General features: G+C 65.1%; 16 protein-coding genes. 9 read left to right on the top strand and 7 right to left on the bottom strand.

Annotated features, from left to right (window positions below; all coding sequences use genetic code 11):
• The first annotated feature begins 1 nt into the window (after position 1).
• Genes ACQY5A_RS23190 through ACQY5A_RS23170 form a run of 5 tightly spaced genes read left to right on the top strand, consistent with a single transcriptional unit; the run spans position 2 to position 5,022 of the window.
• The gene (locus tag ACQY5A_RS23190; protein WP_428342610.1) at positions 2 to 907 is read left to right on the top strand and encodes a class I SAM-dependent methyltransferase; all 906 of its coding nucleotides are present in this window, start codon (positions 2 to 4) and stop codon (positions 905 to 907) included.
• A gap of 44 nt (positions 908 to 951) precedes the next feature.
• A complete protein-coding gene (locus ACQY5A_RS23185) occupies positions 952 to 1,458 on the top strand; it encodes a GNAT family N-acetyltransferase (protein ID WP_428342609.1) in 507 nt (168 codons plus the stop codon).
• Positions 1,455 to 2,564, top strand: coding sequence for an LLM class flavin-dependent oxidoreductase (locus ACQY5A_RS23180; RefSeq protein WP_428342608.1), 1,110 nt, complete (start codon positions 1,455 to 1,457; stop codon positions 2,562 to 2,564). The genes ACQY5A_RS23185 and ACQY5A_RS23180 overlap by 4 nt, the downstream gene beginning before the upstream one ends.
• Positions 2,561 to 3,682, top strand: a complete 1,122-nt coding sequence (locus ACQY5A_RS23175) for an LLM class flavin-dependent oxidoreductase (RefSeq protein ID WP_428342607.1) — start codon at positions 2,561 to 2,563, stop codon at positions 3,680 to 3,682. Before ACQY5A_RS23180 ends, ACQY5A_RS23175 begins: the two co-directional genes overlap by 4 nt.
• Positions 3,679 to 5,022, top strand: coding sequence for an NtaA/DmoA family FMN-dependent monooxygenase (locus ACQY5A_RS23170; protein ID WP_428342606.1), 1,344 nt, complete (start codon positions 3,679 to 3,681; stop codon positions 5,020 to 5,022). Before ACQY5A_RS23175 ends, ACQY5A_RS23170 begins: the two co-directional genes overlap by 4 nt.
• Here the strand turns inward: ACQY5A_RS23170 and ACQY5A_RS23165 are convergent.
• On the bottom strand, positions 5,019 to 5,759 hold the full coding sequence (locus ACQY5A_RS23165) for an MBL fold metallo-hydrolase (protein WP_428342605.1): 741 nt from the start codon (positions 5,757 to 5,759) through the stop codon (positions 5,019 to 5,021). The genes ACQY5A_RS23170 and ACQY5A_RS23165 overlap by 4 nt on opposite strands.
• Positions 5,760 to 5,804: 45 nt before the next feature.
• On the opposite strand from ACQY5A_RS23165, the gene fgd reads away from it, so the two are divergent.
• From fgd to ACQY5A_RS23150, 3 genes are read left to right on the top strand one after another with little or no spacing between them, the layout of a single operon-like run.
• Positions 5,805 to 6,815 carry a glucose-6-phosphate dehydrogenase (coenzyme-F420) gene (gene fgd / locus ACQY5A_RS23160; protein ID WP_428342604.1) on the top strand — a complete coding sequence of 337 codons (1,011 nt, stop codon included), beginning with the start codon at positions 5,805 to 5,807 and terminating at the stop codon, positions 6,813 to 6,815.
• Positions 6,816 to 6,820: 5 nt separating this feature from the next.
• On the top strand, positions 6,821 to 8,923 hold the full coding sequence (gene pta, locus ACQY5A_RS23155; protein WP_428342603.1) for a phosphate acetyltransferase: 2,103 nt from the start codon (positions 6,821 to 6,823) through the stop codon (positions 8,921 to 8,923).
• A gap of 17 nt (positions 8,924 to 8,940) precedes the next feature.
• The gene (locus ACQY5A_RS23150; RefSeq protein ID WP_428343306.1) at positions 8,941 to 10,071 is read left to right on the top strand and encodes an acetate kinase; all 1,131 of its coding nucleotides are present in this window, start codon (positions 8,941 to 8,943) and stop codon (positions 10,069 to 10,071) included.
• Between the two features lies 1 nt (position 10,072).
• On the opposite strand, the gene ACQY5A_RS23145 is transcribed toward ACQY5A_RS23150, so the two are convergent.
• From ACQY5A_RS23145 to ACQY5A_RS23135, 3 genes are all read right to left on the bottom strand, one after another.
• A complete protein-coding gene (locus ACQY5A_RS23145) occupies positions 10,073 to 11,644 on the bottom strand; it encodes a hypothetical protein (RefSeq protein WP_428342602.1) in 1,572 nt (523 codons plus the stop codon).
• A gap of 470 nt (positions 11,645 to 12,114) precedes the next feature.
• The gene (locus ACQY5A_RS23140; RefSeq protein WP_428342601.1) at positions 12,115 to 13,308 is read right to left on the bottom strand and encodes a DUF1501 domain-containing protein; all 1,194 of its coding nucleotides are present in this window, start codon (positions 13,306 to 13,308) and stop codon (positions 12,115 to 12,117) included.
• A gap of 13 nt (positions 13,309 to 13,321) precedes the next feature.
• Positions 13,322 to 14,641, bottom strand: a complete 1,320-nt coding sequence (locus ACQY5A_RS23135) for a DUF1800 domain-containing protein (protein WP_428342600.1) — start codon at positions 14,639 to 14,641, stop codon at positions 13,322 to 13,324.
• Positions 14,642 to 14,816: 175 nt separating this feature from the next.
• On the opposite strand from ACQY5A_RS23135, the gene ACQY5A_RS23130 reads away from it, so the two are divergent.
• Positions 14,817 to 15,617, top strand: a complete 801-nt coding sequence (locus tag ACQY5A_RS23130) for a hypothetical protein (RefSeq protein ID WP_428343305.1) — start codon at positions 14,817 to 14,819, stop codon at positions 15,615 to 15,617.
• Between the two features lie 88 nt (positions 15,618 to 15,705).
• On the opposite strand, the gene ACQY5A_RS23125 is transcribed toward ACQY5A_RS23130, so the two are convergent.
• The 3 genes from ACQY5A_RS23125 to glnX are packed head-to-tail and all read right to left on the bottom strand — an operon-like array spanning position 15,706 to position 20,248.
• The gene (locus tag ACQY5A_RS23125) at positions 15,706 to 17,967 is read right to left on the bottom strand and encodes a serine/threonine-protein kinase PknG (protein ID WP_428342599.1); all 2,262 of its coding nucleotides are present in this window, start codon (positions 17,965 to 17,967) and stop codon (positions 15,706 to 15,708) included.
• Entirely contained in the window at positions 17,967 to 18,932 is a 966-nt protein-coding gene (locus ACQY5A_RS23120; protein WP_428342598.1) for a glutamate ABC transporter substrate-binding protein, read from the bottom strand. Before ACQY5A_RS23120 ends, ACQY5A_RS23125 begins: the two co-directional genes overlap by 1 nt.
• Positions 18,929 to 20,248, bottom strand: coding sequence for a protein kinase G-activating protein GlnX (gene glnX / locus ACQY5A_RS23115; RefSeq protein WP_428342597.1), 1,320 nt, complete (start codon positions 20,246 to 20,248; stop codon positions 18,929 to 18,931). The genes ACQY5A_RS23120 and glnX overlap by 4 nt, the downstream gene beginning before the upstream one ends.
• Positions 20,249 to 20,257 lie beyond the last annotated feature (9 nt).

The raw sequence follows: 20,257 nt of genomic DNA, 5'->3' as shown, positions 1-20,257 counted from the left end.
TATGTCGCGCACAGCCCACGACACCTGGGGTCCGGCCACCGGTGTCGGAACCACCGCCACGTTGGTGGCGACGGCGAGGGCGCTGGCGAACCGGGCGGGGCTGATCCATGATCCCTTCGCCGAGCCGCTGGTCAGTGCGGTAGGACTGGACTTCTTCACCAAGGTGGCCAGTGGGGAACTGGCGCTCAGTGACCTGGGTGACGACAACGGAATGGCTTTGCTGACAGACCTTTTCGCGGTTCGGACGCGGTTCTTCGACAACTTCGTCACCGACGCGTGCCGGGCCGGGATCCGGCAAGTGGTGATCCTGGCGTCGGGGTTGGATGCCCGGCCGTACCGGTTGTGGTGGCCGGCCGGCACCACGGTGTACGAGATCGACCAGCCGCAGGTGATCGACTTCAAGACCCAGACCCTGCGTGGCATGGACGCCGGCCCGACCGCCAACCGACGTGCGGTCGGCATCGACCTCCGCCGGGACTGGCCGGAAGCCCTTCGGCGGATCGGCTTCGACGCAGGCGAGCCCACCGTGTGGATCGCCGAGGGGCTGCTCGTCGGATTTCTGGCGCCGGCGGTCCAAGACCGGCTGCTCAACAACGTCACGGCGTTGAGTGCTCCCGGAAGTCGGGCCGCGGCCGACTACTTACCGGAGACCCAGCCGCGTTTACTGAGCCAGGAACACGCGCTGGCGAAGCGCTGGCGACGGTGTGGGTATCAGGGCGACATGACGGAATTCACCTACCCCAATGAGCATCACGATGCCGCGGAATCCTTGGCCGCACTCGGATGGCGAACGGTGGTGACCGAACTCCAGCAGCTGTTCACAGCGACCGGCCTGCCGGGTTTACGTCGTCAGGATCTTAAGGGTGCGCCGGTGGCGGGCCGCTATGTCCGCGCAGTCTTCACCTAGTCGCGCCGGAATGCTGACCACGGCGAGACGTTAGAAATGTAGTGATGCCGCCACCCAGCCGACCCGCGCATGCGCAGCAGCTCCGCTTTCTCGCGGTGGCCGCGGACGATCCCAGGGCCCAGCCGCTGCTGGACGAGTTGGCGCTCGAGTACGCGCATCGCTACGAGAGCACGACGCCGACCGTCATGGCCTGGTTGACGTCGGTTCCGACCGCGGAGTTCGCGCCGCCCGACGGTGGTTTTCTGGTCGGTGAACTCGATGGCGCGCCTGTCACCGGCGGCGCTTTTCAGCGATTCGACGCCCACACTGCCGAGCTCAAGCGGATTTGGACCGACCGGGCCCACCGCCGCGCCGGCCATGCGACCGCGCTGCTGATCGAGTTGGAGAACACCATCGCCGAACGTGGGTATCAGCGGGTCTACCTGACAACCGGTCACCGCCAACCCGAGGCGGAGGCGCTGTACGAGGCGGCGGGCTACACGCGACTTCCCGAACCGCTGCCGTCGCGCGGCCCGGTGTTCCCGATCGCCTTTGTGAAGGTGCTCTCGTGACCCGCCCCGACGATCTGCACCTCGGCGTAGCGCTCGACGGCTACGGATGGCACCCGCACGCATGGCGACCCACGTTGGCCGCCAATTCCACGACGGACTCGGTGCTGTCCGGGCGGTACTGGGCCGGCCTGGCCGCCACCGCCGAGCGCGGGCTGCTGGATTTCCTCACCATCGACGACAGCCTGCAACCCCAGCCGGGGCGCCGCGAACCCCTCAGCCCACGGCGGCTGGCCGGCCGCGGTGACGCCGTGCTCGTCGCGGCGCGGATCGCCCCGGTCACTGCCCACATCGGTCTGATCCCGGTGGCCACCGTCACCCACACCGAGCCGTTCCACATCTCCAAAGCGATCGCGACGCTGGACCACGTGTCGCACGGACGAGCGGGTTGGCAGCCACGGGTGAGTTCGACGGCCCACGAGGCCGCGCTGTTCGGCCGGCGCGATGCCTCCGCCGACGCCAACGAATTGTTCGACGAGGCCGTCGACGCCGTCGAAGTGGTACGGCGCTTGTGGGACAGCTGGGAGGACGATGCGATCATCCGCGACGCCGAGACCGCGCGCTACGTCGACCGGGAAAAGCTGCACTACATCGACTTTCGTGGCAAATACTTTTCGGTGAAAGGCCCCTCGATCACCCCGCGTTCGCCGCAAGGCCAGCCGGTGGTGGCTGCGTTGGCGCACGCGCCGCGCGTCTACGAATTCGCCGCGGCCAGTGCCGATCTGGTGTTCGTCACGCCGACCGACAATGCGTCGCTCGATGCGATTCTCGACGAGGTCAAGGCAGCCGGCGGCCAGCACCTGAAGGTCTACGCCGACGTGGTGGTGACGTTCGGCGGTGACACCGAATTCGGCTCAGACGCCTTGATATTCGATGGCAGCGCCGCCGACGTGGTGGATCTGATCCTGGGCTGGCAACAGCTGGGTGTCGACGGCGTCCGGCTGCGGCCGGCCGTCAACAGCACCGACCTCCCGGTGATCGTCGACGAGGTAATTCCACTGCTGCAGGGCGCAGGGGTGTTTCGCAGTGGGTACACCCAAGGCGAGACATTGCGTCAGCGACTCGGCCTGCCCGACGCACCCAACCGGTACGCGAAGGTGAACGCATGAACACCGTCCCACTGTCCATTCTGGACCTCTCACCGATCAGCGCCGGCAGCGACGCGACGACGGCGTTGCACAACACCATCGATCTGGCTCAGCACGCAGAGCAGTGGGGATACCGCCGATACTGGATTGCCGAGCACCACTTCGTCGGCGTCGCCAGCTCGGCACCCGCCGTGCTGATCGGGCAAATCGCCGCCGCCACCACCACGATTCGAGTGGGGTCGGCCGCGGTCCAGCTGGGCCACACCACCGCTCCCGCGGTCGTCGAGAGCTTCGGCATCCTCGACGCGTTCTATCCGGACCGGATCGATCTCGGGCTGGGCCGCGGCCAGCGCCGCGACACCGGGTTCAAGCCGAAGCATCCGTCGGCCAAGGATCGTCCGCCGCGGCAGTGGCGCAAAGTCGACGGTGTGGTGATCCCGCTGCCGTTCGACCTGCGCGGGCTGCTCGACACCGATCGTGTGCTGGCGACGATGGAGATACTTCAGCAGCCGGAGGCCGTCGCACCCGACTTCGCCGACCAGCTGCGCGACATCCTCGCGTTGCTCGACGGCTCGTTCGAAGCCGGCGGCTTCGACGTGCACGCGGTGCCGGGGGAGCGATCCGGGTTGACGCCGTGGATCTTTGGCAGCACGAGAGGGCAGAGCGGGCGGCTGGCCGGCGCGCACGGTCTGCCGTTCGTCGCGAGCTACCACATCACCCCGGCGACGGCGTTGGAAGCGATCGAGGCCTACCGGGACACGTTCGTCCCGTCGGCGACGTTGCAGGAGCCCTACGTAGTGGTGTCCGCCGATGTCGTCGTCGCCGAGGACAGCGCTACTGCAAAGGAACTCGCGGCCGGCTACGGGCAGTGGGTGTACTCGATTCGTACCGGGGTCGGTGCGGTGCCCTACCCGGCTCCCGGCGACTACCGACCGCTGACGGATGAGCAGCTACCGGTGGTCAAGGACCGGCTGAAGACGCAATTGGTCGGCGACCCGGATGAGGTCGCCGAACGGCTGTCGGCATTGCAACGCCTGAGCGGAGCCGACGAACTCGTCGTCACATCGGTGACCCACGACCACCAGGCCCGTCTGCGCTCACACGAGCTGCTGGCCAAGCGCTGGGGAATCAGCGCATGAACGTCCGAGAAGGAAAGCAGCGCAAGCCCATTCATCTCGCTGCCCATTTTCCGGGGGTCAACAGCACCACGGTGTGGACCGACCCGCAATCGGGAAGTCAGATCGACTTCGCGTCGTTCGAGCAGATGGCCCGTACCGCCGAGCGTGGACTGTTCGACTTCTTCTTCCTCGCCGAAGGCCTAAGGCTGCGCGAGCATCGCGGACAGATCTACGACCTCGACGTGATGGGCCGGCCGGACACCTTCACCGTGCTGGCGGCTTTGGCCGCGGTCACCGACCGGCTCGGCCTGACCGGGACGATCAACACCACGTTCAACGAACCCTTTGAGGTGGCAAGGCAATTCGCCACCCTCGACCAGTTGTCAGACGGGCGGGCCGGCTGGAACATCGTCACCTCCTCGGATGCGTTCACCGGAGAGAACTTCCGGCGCGGCGGCTTCCTCGACCATGCCCACCGGTACCAGCGGGCCGAGGAGTTTCTCGCCGTCACCCGCCAATTCTGGGACAGCTGGGCGCCCAATGCTGTGCGGGCCGACATCGAGGCCGGAATTTACGCCGCTCCCGACCGGGTGGGCGTGGTCGAGCATCATGGCCCGCACTTCGACGTGCGCGGACTGGCGACACTGCCCAGCGGGCCGCAGGGACATCCAATCCTGTTGCAGGCCGGCGATTCCGACGAAGGCCGAAACTTCGGCGCGCACTACGCTGACGCGCTGTTCACCCTGCACGGGTCGCTGGAAGACGGCCAGCGTTATTACGCCGATGTGAAGGGTCGGGCGGCCTCCTTCGGGCGAAACCCCGACGAGCTCAAGGTCTTTCCAGCGGCGAGCTTCGTCCTGGGCGACACCGCAGCGGAAGCCGACGACCGGGCGCACCACATCCGCCGCCAGCAAGTCAGCGGCCCGACAGCGATCGCGATGCTCGAGCAAGTCTGGGGTCGCGACCTGTCCGAACACGATCCCGACGGCCCGCTGCCGGCCGACGATCCGACTGGCGACACCAGCATCACCCAGGGCCGCGTGCGGCATGGCGACCCGATCGAGGTGGCCCGCCGCTACCGCGAACGCGCTGAGGCTGAAAACCTTTCGATCCGCGAGCTGATCATCGCAGTCTCCAGCCGGGAGCAGTTCGTCGGCACCGCCGAGCATGTCGCCGCGGAGATCGACCGCTACATCCAGGCCGACGCCTGCGACGGGTTCATCTTCGTGCCGCACCTGACCCCGCATGGTCTCGACGAGTTCGTCGACCACGTGGTGCCCCTGCTGCAGGAGCGTTCAGGGTACTACACCGAATACAGCGGCACGACGCTGCGCGAGCACCTCGGGCTGACTGAGCTCTAACGCGCCAGCGCGGTCGCCTGTTGGGTCGCTTCGCGGATCGGGCCGCTCCACAGATCGCCATGGCCGGGCACCAGGATCTCGGTGTCCAACAGGGCGAGAGCGGCCAGGCTGCGGATGCACCCGTCCTGGTCATGGCTGAACAACTCGGGCAGTAGTTGCGGGCCGCTGCGCGGCAGCAGAGCGTGTCCGGTCACCAGCGCGTCGCCACTGATGAGCGCGCCGTCAATCACAAACGAGCAGTGTCCGCCGGTGTGACCGGGAGTCGGGATGGCCGTCGGGTTGCCGGGCAGCTCCGCGGCCACCTCGGCAGTCAGGGGTTGGGTGGTCGGGATGCCCTCGCGGCTCAATCCGCCATCGCGCACGAGGTGGGCGGTCCACCGCGCCCAGCGCGGTCGCCAGAGATTCATCGCCACATCGATCGGCGAGGCCTGCTCCAGATACTCGCGTTTGGCGTGGCCGACCTCGTCGGCGTGGCAGTAGACCGGAGTGCGGTGGGTCTTGGCGAACCAGATCGCCGAGCCGAGGTGATCGATGTGGGCGTGGGTCAGCAGGATGGCGCGCACGTCGCCGGGCTGATATCCCAGCTGCCGCAGCGAATCCAGCACGTCGTCCCGGTCGCCCGGATAGCCGGCGTCGATCAGCATGACCCCGCGCTCATCGGTGACCAGCGTCCAGTTGACCGCCCCGCCCTGGGCGAGGTGCACGTGTTCGGTGACGGCTTGCATGACAGGTGCCATATCCCGGAGTCTAGGTCGCACCACCAGAGGGAGTAGAAACAAAGCGTGGCTGAACTCAAACTTGGATACAAGGCGTCGGCGGAGCAGTTCGCCCCGCGAGAACTCGTCGAGCTGGCGGTCGAGGCCGAGGCGCACGGCATGGACAGCGCAACGGTCAGTGACCACTTCCAGCCGTGGCGGCACGAGGGTGGGCATGCGCCGTTCTCGTTGGCCTGGATGACGGCGGTCGGCGAACGCACCAAGCGGTTGCAACTGGGCACCTCGGTGTTGACGCCGACGTTCCGCTACAACCCGGCCGTGATCGCGCAAGCGTTCGCGACCATGGGGTGTCTGTATCCGGACCGCATCTTCCTCGGCGTCGGGACTGGCGAGTCGCTTAACGAGATCGCCACCGGCTACGAAGGGGAGTGGCCGGAGTTCAAGGAGCGCTACGCGCGCCTTCGCGAGTCGGTGCGGCTGATGCGCGAACTGTGGCTGGGCGACCGGGTCGACTTCGAGGGGGAGTACTACCACACCAAGGGCGCCTCGATTTACGACGTGCCCGAGGGCGGTATCCCGATCTACATCGCCGCGGGCGGTCCGCAGGTGGCCAAGTACGCCGGCCGTGCGGGCGACGGCTTCATCTGCACATCCGGCAAGGGCGAGGAGCTCTATAAGGACAAGCTGATCCCGGCCATGCGTGAGGGCGCCGAGGCCGCGGGCAAGAACGCGCAAGACGTCGACCGGATGATCGAGATCAAGATCTCCTATGACACCGATCCCGAACTGGCACTGGAGAACACCCGTTTCTGGGCGCCGCTGTCGCTGACCGCCGAGCAGAAGACCAGCATCCACGACCCGCTGGAAATGGAGAAAGCCGCCGACGAGCTTCCGATCGAACAGGTCGCCAAGCGCTGGATCGTGGCCTCCGATCCCGACGAGGCCGTCGCGAAGGTCAAGGACTACGTGGAGTGGGGCCTCAACCACCTGGTGTTCCACGCACCGGGTCATGACCAGCGCCGGTTCCTGGAGCTGTTCCAGAGGGATCTCGAGCCCCGGTTACGACGGCTGGGCTGACCCGAATGCCCAACGCCACTGGGCTCTATATTGCGGCGCCCGAAGGCGATAGCGGCAAATCGGCGATCGCGCTGGGTATTCTGCATCGACTGACCGCCACGGTCGCCAAAGTCGGTGTGTTTCGGCCGATTACGCGTGCCGGGCGCAGCGGGTCGACGCCAGCGCATGAGGATCGGGACTACATCCTGGACCTGCTGCTGGCGCACAGCACCGCGGACCTGCCCTACCAGCGCTGCATCGGTGTCGACTACCAGCAGTTGCATGCCGACCGTGATGCCGCCATCGACGACATCGTCGAGCGTTATCACGCGATGGCTGACGACTGCGATGCGGTCGTCATCGTCGGCAGTGATCATAGCGACCTGGGACAAGGGGCCAGCCCCGCCGAACTGGGCGTCAACGCTCGCATCGCGGTCAACCTCGGCGTCCCGGTGGTGCTGGCCATCCGGGCCAAGGATCGCACCGCCGATCAAGTCGTCCACGCCGTCGAGGTGTGCTTGGCCGAGCTGAACACCCAGCACGCCCACACCGCGGCCATTATCGCCAACCGTTGCGAGCCAGCACAATTGACCGCGATCACCGAGGCTCTTCGAAGTCTCACACCGAAGACCTACGCCGTGCCCGACGAGCCGCTGCTGGTAGCGCCGACAGTCGCCGATCTGCAGGCCGCGGTCGATGGCACACTGCTCAGCGGCGATACCGCACTGATGAGCCGCGAGGTGATGGGCGTCGTGGTCGCCGGCATGACCGCCGATCACGTACTCGAGCGGTTGGGCGAGGCGGTGGCGGTGGTGACGCCCGGTGACCGCTCGGACGTCGTGCTTGCCGCGGCGAGCGCCCATGCCGCTGAAGGGTTTCCGTCGTTGGCGTGCATCATCCTCAACGGTGGCTTCGAGTTGCATCATTCGACCGGGTCGCTGGTGGCGGGGCTGCGGCTGCGGTTGCCGATCATCGCGACCACGCTGGGCACGTTCGACACCGCTACCGCGGTCGGGTCGGCCCGGGGCCGGGTCACCGCCTCGTCGCAGCGCAAAATCGACACCGCGATACAGCTGATCGAGAGTCACGTCGACCTCACGGACCTGCTGGCGCAGTTGGCGATCCCGATCCCCAAGGTGACCACGCCGCAGATGTTCACCTACCAGTTGCGCGAACAAGCCCGATCGGATCGTAAGCGCATTGTGCTGCCCGAAGGCGATGACGACCGGATCCTCAAATCCGCCGGCCGAGTGCTGCAGCGCGGGATTGCCGATCTGACGATTCTCGGCGACGAGAGCCAGATCCGTTCCCGCGCCGCTGAACTCGGGGTCAACGTGGATGGCGCCGCGGTTTTCGATCCGCGAACAAGTGATCTGTGCGACCAGTTCGCCGAGCAGTATGCAAAGCTTCGCGCCAAAAAGGGGGTCACCGTCGAACAAGCCCGCGAGATCATCCACGACGGGTCGTATTTCGGCACCATGCTGGTGCACAACTCCTATGTCGACGGGATGGTGTCCGGCGCATCGCACACCACCGCACACACCGTTCGTCCGGCTTTCGAGATCATCCGCACCGCCCCCGGCATCTCGACGGTGTCCAGTGTGTTTCTGATGTGCCTGCCGGATCAGGTTCTGGCCTATGGAGATTGCGCGATCGTCCCTGACCCGACCGTCGAGCAGCTTGCCGACATCGCGATCAGCGCCGCTGCGACGGCCGCGCAGTTCGGCATCGAACCGCGCATCGCCATGCTGTCGTACTCCACCGGCGAGTCCGGCACCGGAGTTGACGTCGACAAGGTCAGGGAGGCAACCGGATTGGTGCGCAGCCGTGAACCGCAATTACTAGTCGAAGGACCGATTCAGTACGACGCCGCCGTCGAGCCGACCGTTGCGGCCACCAAAATGAGCGGCTCACCGGTGGCCGGTCAGGCCACCGTGCTGATCTTCCCCGACTTGAACGCCGGCAACAATGCGTACAAGGCGGTGCAGCGCAGCGCCGGAGCGATTGCCATCGGTCCGGTTCTACAGGGCTTGAACAAGCCGGTGAACGACCTGTCCCGCGGTGCACTCGTCGAAGACATCGTCAACACGGTCGCGATCACCGCGATCCAGGCCCAGGGTATTCAGTGAGCAGCCGCACGCCGGTGGTGCTCGTGCTGAACGCTGGCTCGTCATCGCTGAAATATCAACTGACCGAACCGGTTTCGGGTGAATTGCTGGCCGACGGCACCGTCGAGCAGATCGGTGAGCCGGGCTCGACGGTCCCCGACCATGGCGCGGCGCTGCAGGTGGCCTTCGAGGCGTTGTCCGACGGCGGTATCGACCTCAACGCCTGCGGGCTGGCCGCCGTGGGGCACCGGGTGGTGCACGGCGGGGCGGTCTTCTACCGGCCGACCGTCATCGACGACACGGTCATCGCCAAGCTCGAGCACCTGTCGATGCTTGCGCCGCTGCACAATCCGCCTGCCGTGCAGGGCATCCAAGTCGCCCGCGCGATGCTGCCGCAGGTGCCGCATGTCGCGGTTTTCGACACCGCGTTCTTCCACGACCTGCCGGCCGCCGCGGCGACCTATGCCATCGACCGGGAGCTGGCGAAAAAGTGGCATATCCGCCGATACGGATTTCACGGGACCTCGCACCGCTACGTCAGCGAACAAGCTGCGGCCTTCCTGGAGCGGCCGCGCGGCGAGCTGAATCAGATTGTGCTGCATCTGGGTAACGGCGCGTCAGCCTCGGCGATCAGCGGTGGGCGCGCAGTCGAGACCTCGATGGGTCTGACTCCGCTGGAAGGCCTCGTGATGGGGACCCGCAGCGGTGACATCGACGCGGGCATCGTGGGCTACTTGTATCGCGAGGCCGGCGTGAGCGTCGAGGACATCGAGTCAACGCTCAACCACCGCTCCGGGTTGCTGGGGCTGGCCGGTGAACGGGATTTCCGCCGGCTGCGCGAGATGATTGAATCCGGCGACAGCTCAGCGCAGTTGGCCTACGACGTGTTCATTCATCGACTGCGCAAGTACGTCGGCGGCTACCTGGCCATCCTGGGCCGGACGGATGCGATCAGCTTCACCGCCGGCGTCGGAGAAAACGCGCCCGCGGTGCGTTTGGACTCGCTCAGCGGTCTGGGCGGCCTGGGGATCGAGATCGACGAGCAACGAAACTCCCGGCCCGACAAGGGTGCTCGACGCATCTCGACTGATACCTCGCCGATCACGGTGTTGGTGGTCCCCACCAACGAGGAGTTGGCGATCGCGCGGGACTGCTTGAGCGTGGTCTAGCTCAAGTGGTGAACAGACTTTGCAGGCTCTCCGCCACCAGGTTCGTCCAATCCAGCGGCAGCGTGGACGTGAAGGTGAGCGGCGTGTCCGCGAAGATGCTCGCCAATGTGGAATCGAATAACGTCCCCAGATTCATGAATGGATCCGGAGCCAGGAAGTTGCCGATGCCCTCGCTGCTCACTGTTCCGGTTACCGGTGCGGCGAGGCCGGCGATGCTACCCAAGCTCGCCATCTCGTTGTTAGCGAGATCCATAACGTATGCAGGCACTCCAGGCTCCGTGATACCCGGGAGATTGAAGGTGTCGCCCACATTTGGGTCGATGGTGTTGATCGTGGGGATGTCTGATGTCGGGATGCTTGGAATGAGGTTGCTGCCCAGCGTAGAGATGGTGCTCACGTCATGGCCGGCAAAAAGGTCAAGTGCCCCACCGCAAATAGTGTTTTCTACGCACCCGTTGTAGATGTCGATGACGCCATTGACGACGGGTGCGATCGTGTCATTCAGCCCGCTGATCGCGGTGTTGACCGCATTGACTGCGGTTGTCAGCGTGCCGTTGAGGGCCGGAATAACGTCGTCGTTGATGAAGGTGATCGCATCACCGATTACTGGTATCTGCGACAGGTCGAGATTGAAGCTCAGGGTGTCGGGGCCCAAGATAGTCAGCACACCGGTCGGATCCGGAGCCGTTACGCCGCTGCCGGGCACCGTCGACGTGACCGTCAGCAGCTCGTCCGAAAGCGTCTGCTCGGACTGCAGCAATGCGGCGAGCGTGCCCGTTTCCAGCGGCGAGGTGCCCAGGAAGCTCGAGGCGGTGCCGTCACCGAAACCGCTGGTGTCAGTGGTGAAGACGGCATCTGGATTGGTGAGCAGACCGAACTCCGGGGTAATCGAGACGTTGTCATTGGCGGTGAAGGGTGCGTTGAGCGTGTACGCGTCGCCGATGGACGGCACCGTTCCGGCGAGCGGGTCCGGGGCGGCCGACTGCACTTGATAACCGTTGAGGTAGTCGTTCAGCAGCGTGCTGGGCGCCAGCGAAAGGAAGTTGTCGATATTGGTTATGTCGGTCCCGATGTTCGTGAAGTCAGTGTCAATCGTGCCCATCGAGAAGCTGCCGCCGGTGAACAGGTTTTCCACCTGCGTGGAGATGCTGCTGAATTGAGTGCTCACGTCATTGATAGACGGCAGCATGTTCTGGTAAACGCCGGTCAACCCGACCTCGGCGGCATTCGCGCCAAAACCAGAACTGAGACTGTTCTGCACGAGCAAGGTCAGTGCTGATACCGGGTTGAGCACCGGGTCGTTGTAAAGATCCGGAAACGTGGGAATGGGCGGGAGCGTGCCCGTTGGATGCAGCTCCCCGAGTTGCGCCGCCACCGCTTCGTTGTACGCCGATAGCGCGGCTGAATATTTGGCCAACTCTTGTGCATCTGTCGACACGTCGTTGAAGACCTGCGTCAGACCCTGCGAGTACACCGCTTCAGGCAGCGAATATATAGCGGTGGTGTGGTCGTACATATCCATCAGCCCGTTCCAGTTGGCCGTGGTGTTCGCGACCATGTCGTTCCAACCCACCTCCGGGAAGTTGATGTCGCCGGCTTCGGTGGTGGTGAGTTGCACCGCTCGGTGTTGGATCTCTGGAAGCGGCGTGGCTGCCGGACCGATGGCAATGAGACCAGCGCTGACGACGGCGACGCCAGTCGCGAGTGCGGGACGAGACGATCGCTGCATCGGTACTCCTTGGAGGTTTCGTCCGTTTGGTCGGATGCAGCGTAGCTGAGATGAAGCTGAAGAATTCGCATTTTCGACTCAGAAACTTCTCAGTTAACTTTCCGAACACTTGAGGGTTCACCATGCGACTCGAGCACGAGGTGCGCGATCTGCACACCGAGGTGAACTGCCAACGTCCGGAATCATGGAAAAACCTTCCGCGGGCTTGTGTAACAGCTGTAGCCATCGCGGGGCTGTTTTTCCCTGCAGAGGGGCACTCATCAAAGGGCCAGCAATCCGCGTGGCCGCTTTAGCAATGTGACTCGGCGAGCACCTTAAGCCAGAAATCCCAGACTCCGCCGACCGGCCCCCACCGACGGTGTGGGATCGGTCTGCAGCGTTTTCGTCAGCAATTCGTAGTACACATCGCGGAAGTCGGTGGTGGCTTTCAGGTCGCCATTGTCGAGGTCGGTGAGGCTGGGTTCGTCGCCGTAGAAGCCGCCCTTGACCGGCATTCCAGCGACGAACACCGGGCCGGCGGTGCCGTGGTCTGTGCCCTGCGAAGCATTCGCCCTCACTCGTCGCCCGAATTCCGAATATGCAAGCAGGACAACATTCTTGCCGTACTGATCACCGGCCATTTGCTGCAGGAACGGGGTCATCGCCTCGTCGAGCGTCTGCAACTGGCGCTGTTGGGATTCGCGTTCGTTGGCGTGCGTGTCGAATCCGCCCAGACTCACCGCGTATACCCGCGTGGGCACCCGCGCCTGAACCGCCGACGCCACCATGCCGAGTTGGCCGGCCAGCGAGTTGTGCTTTCCACTTGGTGGTTTGAGCTGGCCGAAGGCGGTATCTGTGGTGCGAGTGGCGCGGTAGGCGTCGCAGACCGCAGCCATCGCTGACGTGTCGTTGGGGTCGTTGATACCGAGTGCATCCATCGTCGCGGCGAAGCCGTCTGCCTGCTCGGGTTTTTCGGACGCGGTTAGCGCTGCCGCCGTGCACTTTTCACCGACGGCGAGCGGTGGTAGCACCGAGCCGATGTTGACGGCACGCAGCGGGTCGTTGCCGGTGGCGTCGAGCCAGCGGCCGATCCACCCGGTTGGGACTGGTTCGGACGGCGACGCGGTCTGCCAGATGTCCATCGACCGGAAGTGGCTGTGGTCAGGTTTCGGGTAGCTTGCGCCGCGCACGATCGCCAAATTCTTGTCATTCCACTGCCGGGCCAGGCCCTTCAGTGCCGGATTGAGCCCTAGCTGGTCGTCCAAGTGCAGCACATCGCCCGGGGCATAGGCCAATTCGGGCCGGGCGTCGTGATAAGCGTTGTCGGCGTAAGGGATCAGGGTGTTGATCCCGTCATTGCCGCCGTACATCGTGAGGAGCACCAGCACGCCGGCGCCCTCGGCCAGCGGTCGCTGTTGCGCCTCCTTCATCAGCTGGGGCCAGCTGACAGAGCAGGCACTCGACAACAGACCTGCCGCGCCAACGCCGGCGCTGGCGAGCAGAAACTTACGGCGATTCAATTCAGGCATCGGCATTCCCCCGTTACGACGTCAGGTATTCAGGCGTGTTGACGGCGGCGGCGACCAGCTGAACTGGCTTGCCCACCAACGGGTTCAGGGCCTTAACGGTCCGGTCTGTCCATGCGCCAACCCCGATCAGATAACCGACGGCATCGATCCGGTCGTCAGCCGAGGCGTCTTCGACGGTGGAGAGGTCTCCCGCACGCGCGAGTTGGCTGGCGGCCCGCATTCGCACGTCGGCGCTGGCGGTGGACATCCAGACCCGGCCATGGGGCCAGCCACCGACGTCGGGTGGGTAGAACGGACGCTGGCCCAGCGCCCGCAACGTGGAGCCGACCATTTTCGGCCGCGCCGCGTTGTCGATGGGGACCTGCAGTGTCCGCATCACCCCGATAAGCCACTCGACCGGCGTGTTGACGATCGCCGCTCGACTGGCGACGAATTCACCGTCGGTGAGAATTGCACGAGTCAGCGCCCGCAAGTCGCGGCGAGCACCAAACGCGGCGACAAACCGATCCAGCGCCTGCGGCGACGGCGGGGTGTCAGACGCCAACTGCTGCCAGAGTCGTCCGGCAACGTACTGCGGCGATTTCGGCTGGGCCAGAACGGCGTCAACGAACCCGCCCGCGTCGAAATTTTTGGTGACCCCGAATATCGTCTTGGCCGTGTGGTCGTGGCGGTTGGGCACCATCATGGTCTGTCCGGTGGCGGGTCGAATGGTCCACCCGGTCAATGCCCGTGCGCCTTGGCGGACATCGTCTTCGCTGTAGCCGTCGCCGTGCCCGAGCGCGAACAACTCCATGAATTCTCGTGCGAGATTTTCGTTGGGCGCCTTCGCTGTGCTGGTCTGAGCATCCAGCCAGTGCATCATCGCGGCGTCGGTCAACATGGAGTAAGCGAGCGTCCGGAAATCGCCGAGCGACTGGGTGCGTAGCTTATGGTTCTGGGCCGCCATGTCCGAGGCGGACCGCACCTTCTCGGCCGACGTGGCAAAGTGGTTGTGCCACAACAACGTAAGTTTCTCGTGAATAGGCTGCTGCACCGTGACCATTCGCCGCAACCACCACCCCGACAGCTCGGTCATCTGGTCGGACCGTTGGCGATTGAACTCTTTGCGGGCGGCGACACCGGCTCCCTTTCCGGGGCCGCGCAGAACGGGCAACGTCGGCATCGGTGTCGCACGGGCGCCGGGGTCCGCCTCGGGGTCTGCACCCAGGGCGGCGTCGACATAGTTTGGCCAATTTTTGGCAGCCACGGCGTCAACCTGCGCACCGGTCGTTCCGAACCCGATCCGGCGAAGCACGCGCGCGGTGGTGATCCACCCATCTGACTGGCCGGCCATGGTGCAACTGTGCCGGAGTTTCCTTGCGTTTTGCTTGCGATACTGGTCACCAGGCATTACTGGGAACCTGTGGACAGGATCAGATGCCAGCCCCGCCGTCCGTGCGACTCTCCACGGCGTGGAGTCGAAGGCCGATGAGCCGTTTATTGGGAGCGAGGCGCTGTCGCGCGGCATCATGAACAGGCATCGGCTGCGGACACAACACCGACTGGTGGTTCCGGGTGTATATCTGCCCAACAACATCCCGACGTCGCTTGACCGACGGATCGCGGCAGCTTGGCTTTGGACTCGCCGCGAGGGAGTTATCTCCGGCGTTGCGGCCGCTGCACTGCACGGGGCCAAGTGGATTGACGAGGACGTCACCGTCGAGCTCATCCACCGCAATAATCGCCCACCACGCGGAGTGCGCACTCGACGGGACACCCTGCTCGAGGGCGAAGTCATGACTGTTGCCGGCATGCTGGCCACTACACCGGAGCGCACGGCGTTCGACATTGGCCGACTTCAACCGTGCCGCAGGGCTATCGCACACTTGGATGCACTCTCGCGAGCAACAGTTTTGAAGCGCGACAGTGTTGCGAATATCGCCAGCCGGCATCCTGGTTCGCGCGGTTTGCGGAACCTCGACATGGTGCTCGAACTCCTCGACCCAGGAGCCCAGTCGCCGCGGGAAACGTATTTGCGGCTACTTCTCATCGAAGGCGGATTTCCGCGGCCGCAGACTCAAATAATGGTGATAACCGAACATGGGACGTACTACCTGGACATGGGTTGGCGCGACTACATGGTGGCCGTCGAGTATGACGGTGAGCACCACCGGAGTGACCTGTCCCAGTATCGCAAAGACATTCGGCGGTTGGAGACGTTGCAGCGAATGGGTTGGATCGTGATTCGAGTGGTGGCAGGCGACCGTCCCGCCGCGATACTGCATCGGGTCGGTTCTGCACTGGATGTACGACGATCGACTGTGAGTTGAGGGCTTTCAGTGTGAACCTAGGGCGGGAAAATGACGAAAAACCCGCCCAGCGTTCACACTAGGCGCGCAGATGAGCGAGGCGGCCCAGTTAGAAGGTGCTGGTAGGCCGAACTCGGTTCGCCATGTCGATCAGCTTGTAGCGATGCGCCTGGGTGGGCGCCACCCGCGCCAGGCCACGCAGTGACGCCTCGACGCCCAGTCGCAGACCGTGTTCGGTGAACGGGAAGCCGAGGATGTGGTTGGTGCTGGCCTGGTTTTCGCCTAGCCAGTCCAACGCGCTACCCAACACCAGCGCGCGGATCTGCAGCACCCGCGGCTCGGTGGGTGGCAGTGCCTCGACCCGTCGGGCCGCATCGCGGATCTGGTCCTCAGTGATCTCGCTGGCCGACCGGCCGGACAGTAGCGTCACGGCGCTGGTCAGTCGCGCTGTGGTGAAATACCTTGATGTAGCCGGGACTTCGTCGAGCGTGCGCACTGCCCCGCCTCGATCACCCTCGACCGACTGAGCCCTGGCCAGCCCGAAGCCAGCCGAGATCACCCCGTCGTCGGTATTCCACACCTCTTCGTAGTACTTGTGTTCGTCGGAGGTGCCGGCCAACTCGGCGGTCGCGGCCAGGGCCATCTTCGGCGCCAGCTCGCCGGGAAAAGTGTCCAGTACTTCGCTGAAATGTTTGCTCGCCGAGTCGTAGTCGCCGGTGAGCAATTCAGAGACGGCGCGATACCACACCAACCGCCAGCGCCACCCCACCCGCTCGGCCAGGTCATCGAGCTTGCGGGTGGCCTTGGCGACATCACCGAGGTCCAGTAAAGCGCGAACCTCCATCAGCGGCAGCTCGACGGAGTCCGACAAGTCGATCTCCTCGGAATCCACTGCGCCGTGGCGGAATGCACGCAGCGAATCCAGGGTCTGCACTGGCTGCGACAGCACGGTCGCCTGCAACAGCGGCGCGGCGACGTCAGCCGGATCCACCAGCGGCACCTGCAGCGCGGTGACGATCTCCTTGGCGGTCAACTTCTCCGAGTGCACATGGCCATCGAGGTAGACGTCGGTGTGAGCAACCAACAGCGACTCGCCGAACGTCGCGCGGCTGCGCGAGAAGATGGTCGACAGGCTCGGCCGTCGCACCCTGGTGTCCTGTGCGACGACCTCACGCAGCACACCCGAGAGCTGACCGGACATCTCTTCGGCGCTGCCGAAACGCCGACTCGGATCCGGATCGATTGCGCGGCGCAGTAATCGGCCGAACGAGTCGTACTCGGCCAGCACCGGGTCATCTTCGGGAAGGCCGTCGACGTAGCGGCCACCGCGGGCGCGCAGCTTCAACGTCAGCGCCGCGAGGGTGCGGCCGACGGTGTAAATGTCGCTCGCCACCGTCGGGCCGGTCCGCACGATCTCGGGTGCCTGATAACCCGGTGTGCCGTACAGGTAGCCGAACGAGTTGATCCGCGACACCGCGCCCAAGTCGATCAGCTTGAGCTGCTCTTCGGTGAGCATGATGTTTTCCGGTTTCAGGTCGTTGTAGACCAGACCGATCGAATGCAGGTAGCTCAGGGCCGGGAGGATTTCCAGGACGTAGGCGATCGCTTCGGCGACTGGCAGCCGGTCACCCTTGCGCCGTTTGAGTGACTGCCCACCAACGTATTCCATGACGATGTAGCCGACCGGTTCGCCATGTTGGTCGGTGTGCTCGACGAAGTTGAAGATCTGCACAATCGACGGGTGGACCACCTCGGCAAGGAATCGCCGCTCCGCCATGGCGATCGCCTGCGCCTCGGCGTCGCCGGAATGCACCAGACCTTTGAGCACGACCGGGCGATCGTTGACGTTGCGGTCGAGCGCCAGGTACACCCAGCCAAGCCCGCCATGGGCGATGCAACCCTCGATGACGTACTGGCCGGCGACCACATCGCCCGGATTGAGCTGCGGCAGAAACGAATACGGGCTTGCGCAATACGGGCAGTCGCCCTCCGATTGGGCCCTTTCGTCCTCGCTGGAGCGACCCACCGGGCGTCCACAGTTCCAGCAGAAGCGCTTCGACTCCGGCACAACCGGATTGGGCATCAACGCTTCGAGTGGGTCGATGTCCGGGATCCGTGGAATCTCGACCAAGCCACCGCCTAGCCGGCGAACCGGAGCGCGGGTGGCGGGTTTCGTCCGGGCCGTGGGCGTGGTATCGCCGAGCGCCCCGGCAAAGTCGTCGTCATCTTCGTCGAAGTCCGGGCGGAAAATCGCCTGTGTGGCGATCGGGCGACTCTGAGCGGACGAGTCCACCATCGCATCGGCAGGCTGGGTTCCCGGACCGACGTCGTCCGCGTCCTGGCCGTCCAGATCTTCCGACTGCTCGGCCATCAGTCCACGTACCTCGGATTCGGCGGCGCAGGCGCGGGGCCCAGAACCGTCAACCACTTGCGGTACAAGGTATTCCACGTACCGTCGCGGCGCACCCGCTCCAGGGTTCCGTTGACGAACTTGACCAGTCCGGTGTTGTCCAACTGGACCCCGATGCCGTAGGGCTGCGTGCCCATATTCGGCCCGACGATGTGCAGGTAGGGGTCCTGCGAAACCAGCCCGGCCAGAATCGAGTCATCGGTGCTCACCGCGTCGACCTGCCGCTGCTGCAACGTCACCAGGCAGTCGGCCCAGTTGACCACCTCGACCACGATCGGCGGCGGCGCGATCTCGCGGATCCGGTGCAGTGACGTGGTGCCCTTCGCCACACAGACCCGCTTGCCGGAAAGGTCGGCCGGCTTGGTGATCGGCGAGTCGCGTGGGGCCAGAATGCGTTGGGAGGCATCGAGATACACGGTGGAGAAGTTGACTTGCTTGCGCCGATCGCAGGTGATCGTCATCGTCTTCACGACGGCGTCGACCTCGCCCTTCTGCAGCGCGGTGATGCGCTCATCCGACGACAGGATCCGATACTCCACCTGCGACGGGTTGCCGAAGATGTCGCGGGCCACCTCGCCGGCGATGTCGACGTCGAAGCCGACGATCTCGCCGGTGATCGGGTCGCGGAAGCTGAAAAGGTTGCTCCCGATGTCCAGGCCCACGATCAGCCTGCCGCGCGCCCGGATGTTGGCCACCGCGGCGTCGGCGTCGGCGGGGTTGTCGAACGGGCGCAGGCTCGCGGTGGGATTGCAATTGTCGGCGGTCTTGTCCGGCGCCAGCGGGGGCTGGGCCGGCATCTCCTGCATGCCGGCCGGAGTGGGTGGCGGCAACGTCGGCGCAGGCGGTACCACCATCGAACCCGATTCGCTGCAGCCCGCCAATAGCGCCGTCAGGGTCACGGCGATCCACAAGATCCGGAGCCTCATCGGTACTCCATCAATCGCGGCCACAAGCCGAGAGCGACCGCCACCGCAGCGCCCAAGCTGAGCACGATGCCGCCCACGGTCGCGCCGGACAGTCCTCGTCGTGCATTCAAGACGTCTTCGCGCAGTTCGTGGCGGCTCTGTTCCATCGCCTTGACCAGGGCGCGGTCGAGCTTGTCGAAGGCAGGGGTGGAGTCGTCCTCGCCGCTGCCCAACGCGACCTGAGTGGCGGCCCGGTAATTACCGACCGCGATGTAGGCGTTGATCCGGTCATCGGCGCGGCGCCACTGATTCAGCACTTGGTCGGCGCCCTGCAAATCGTTCTTGTCCACGGCGTCGCCACGAGCGAGGTACTCGTCGAGTTGCTTGTGCATGGCGTCGATACGTTCGTAGAAGGACTGTTTCCGGACCTCTTCGTCCCCGCGCCGAATCAGCGACAATGTCTCGTCGGCACGTGCCTGCTGCGCACTGATGGACAGATTGGTAATCGTCTTCAGTGACTCCGCCGCAGTGTTTTTGGCGCTCCGGCTGCCGCTGGTGGAGATCGCGAGCGCGGTTCCCACCCACACCACCATAACGAGAATTGCCAGCGCACCGGCGACAAGACCGGGGTTGATCCGCCGCTTGGTGCGCCGTGCCAGCCATCGGTGCGAGAACGCGCCGAATACCGCCGTGGCCAATACGACCAGGATCACCGGGGCGGGAATCTGCGTCGAGGCCGTGGTCTCGGTGTCCACTCGCTCCGAGGTCTGGCTGTAGAGCCGCGCAGCGTCCGGCAAAATCGACGACTGCATCAGCGTCGACGCCTCAGACAGGTACGACGAACCGACGGGATTGCCGCCGCGGTTGTTGGTTCGCGCGATCTCGATCAGCCCGGTGTAGACCGCCAGCTCGGCGTTGACCCGCCCGAGCAACTGGACCAGCGGCTCGTCGGTGAGACCACTCGACGCCCTGGTCACGGCCACCGCCGCGTCGGTGATCGCCTGCTCGTAGCGCTGCCGGACGGTGCGCGGCTCGGCCTGGGCGATGAAGGCCGTCGCGGCGGCCGCGTCGGCCACCGACAGCGTGGTGTAGAGCCGCCCGGCTGCGAACGCCAGCGGCTCGGTGTGGCTCAGCACGGTCGTCAGCGCGTGCTGTCGCTGATTGATGGTGGTCGAGGTGGCGAACGCGCTGAGACCACCGAGGATGGCCACCACGAGACCGATCGACAGGATGCGGCCGGGCGTTGTCGCCACGAACCACCACCGGGGGTGGGCCGGTTCGATCGGCGACCGCGAACCCAGCGGCTCAGTCGACGGGTGCGCCAACTCAACGGTCACGTCTGTTCG

The sequence above is a fragment of the Mycobacterium sp. genome (assembly GCF_965277065.1).
Classification (GTDB): domain Bacteria; phylum Actinomycetota; class Actinomycetes; order Mycobacteriales; family Mycobacteriaceae; genus Mycobacterium.
The sequence above is the reverse complement of the archived record's forward strand: the minus strand, read 5'-3'. Positions and strand labels throughout refer to the sequence as shown.

What these genes read in the sequence shown, in the direction of transcription:
- ACQY5A_RS23185 (WP_428342609.1), top strand. Translation starts at nt 952, where the DNA reads ATGCCGCCACCCAGCCGACCCGCGCATGCGCAGCAGCTCCGCTTTCTC.
- ACQY5A_RS23120 (WP_428342598.1), bottom strand. Translation starts at nt 18,932, where the DNA reads ATGAGGCTCCGGATCTTGTGGATCGCCGTGACCCTGACGGCGCTATTG.
- pta (WP_428342603.1), top strand. Translation starts at nt 6,821, where the DNA reads ATGCCCAACGCCACTGGGCTCTATATTGCGGCGCCCGAAGGCGATAGC.
- ACQY5A_RS23170 (WP_428342606.1), top strand. Translation starts at nt 3,679, where the DNA reads ATGAACGTCCGAGAAGGAAAGCAGCGCAAGCCCATTCATCTCGCTGCC.
- ACQY5A_RS23130 (WP_428343305.1), top strand. Translation starts at nt 14,817, where the DNA reads ATGAACAGGCATCGGCTGCGGACACAACACCGACTGGTGGTTCCGGGT.
- ACQY5A_RS23140 (WP_428342601.1), bottom strand. Translation starts at nt 13,308, where the DNA reads ATGCCTGAATTGAATCGCCGTAAGTTTCTGCTCGCCAGCGCCGGCGTT.
- ACQY5A_RS23135 (WP_428342600.1), bottom strand. Translation starts at nt 14,641, where the DNA reads ATGGCCGGCCAGTCAGATGGGTGGATCACCACCGCGCGCGTGCTTCGC.
- ACQY5A_RS23125 (WP_428342599.1), bottom strand. Translation starts at nt 17,967, where the DNA reads ATGGCCGAGCAGTCGGAAGATCTGGACGGCCAGGACGCGGACGACGTC.
- ACQY5A_RS23175 (WP_428342607.1), top strand. Translation starts at nt 2,561, where the DNA reads ATGAACACCGTCCCACTGTCCATTCTGGACCTCTCACCGATCAGCGCC.
- ACQY5A_RS23165 (WP_428342605.1), bottom strand. Translation starts at nt 5,759, where the DNA reads ATGGCACCTGTCATGCAAGCCGTCACCGAACACGTGCACCTCGCCCAG.
- ACQY5A_RS23190 (WP_428342610.1), top strand. Translation starts at nt 2, where the DNA reads ATGTCGCGCACAGCCCACGACACCTGGGGTCCGGCCACCGGTGTCGGA.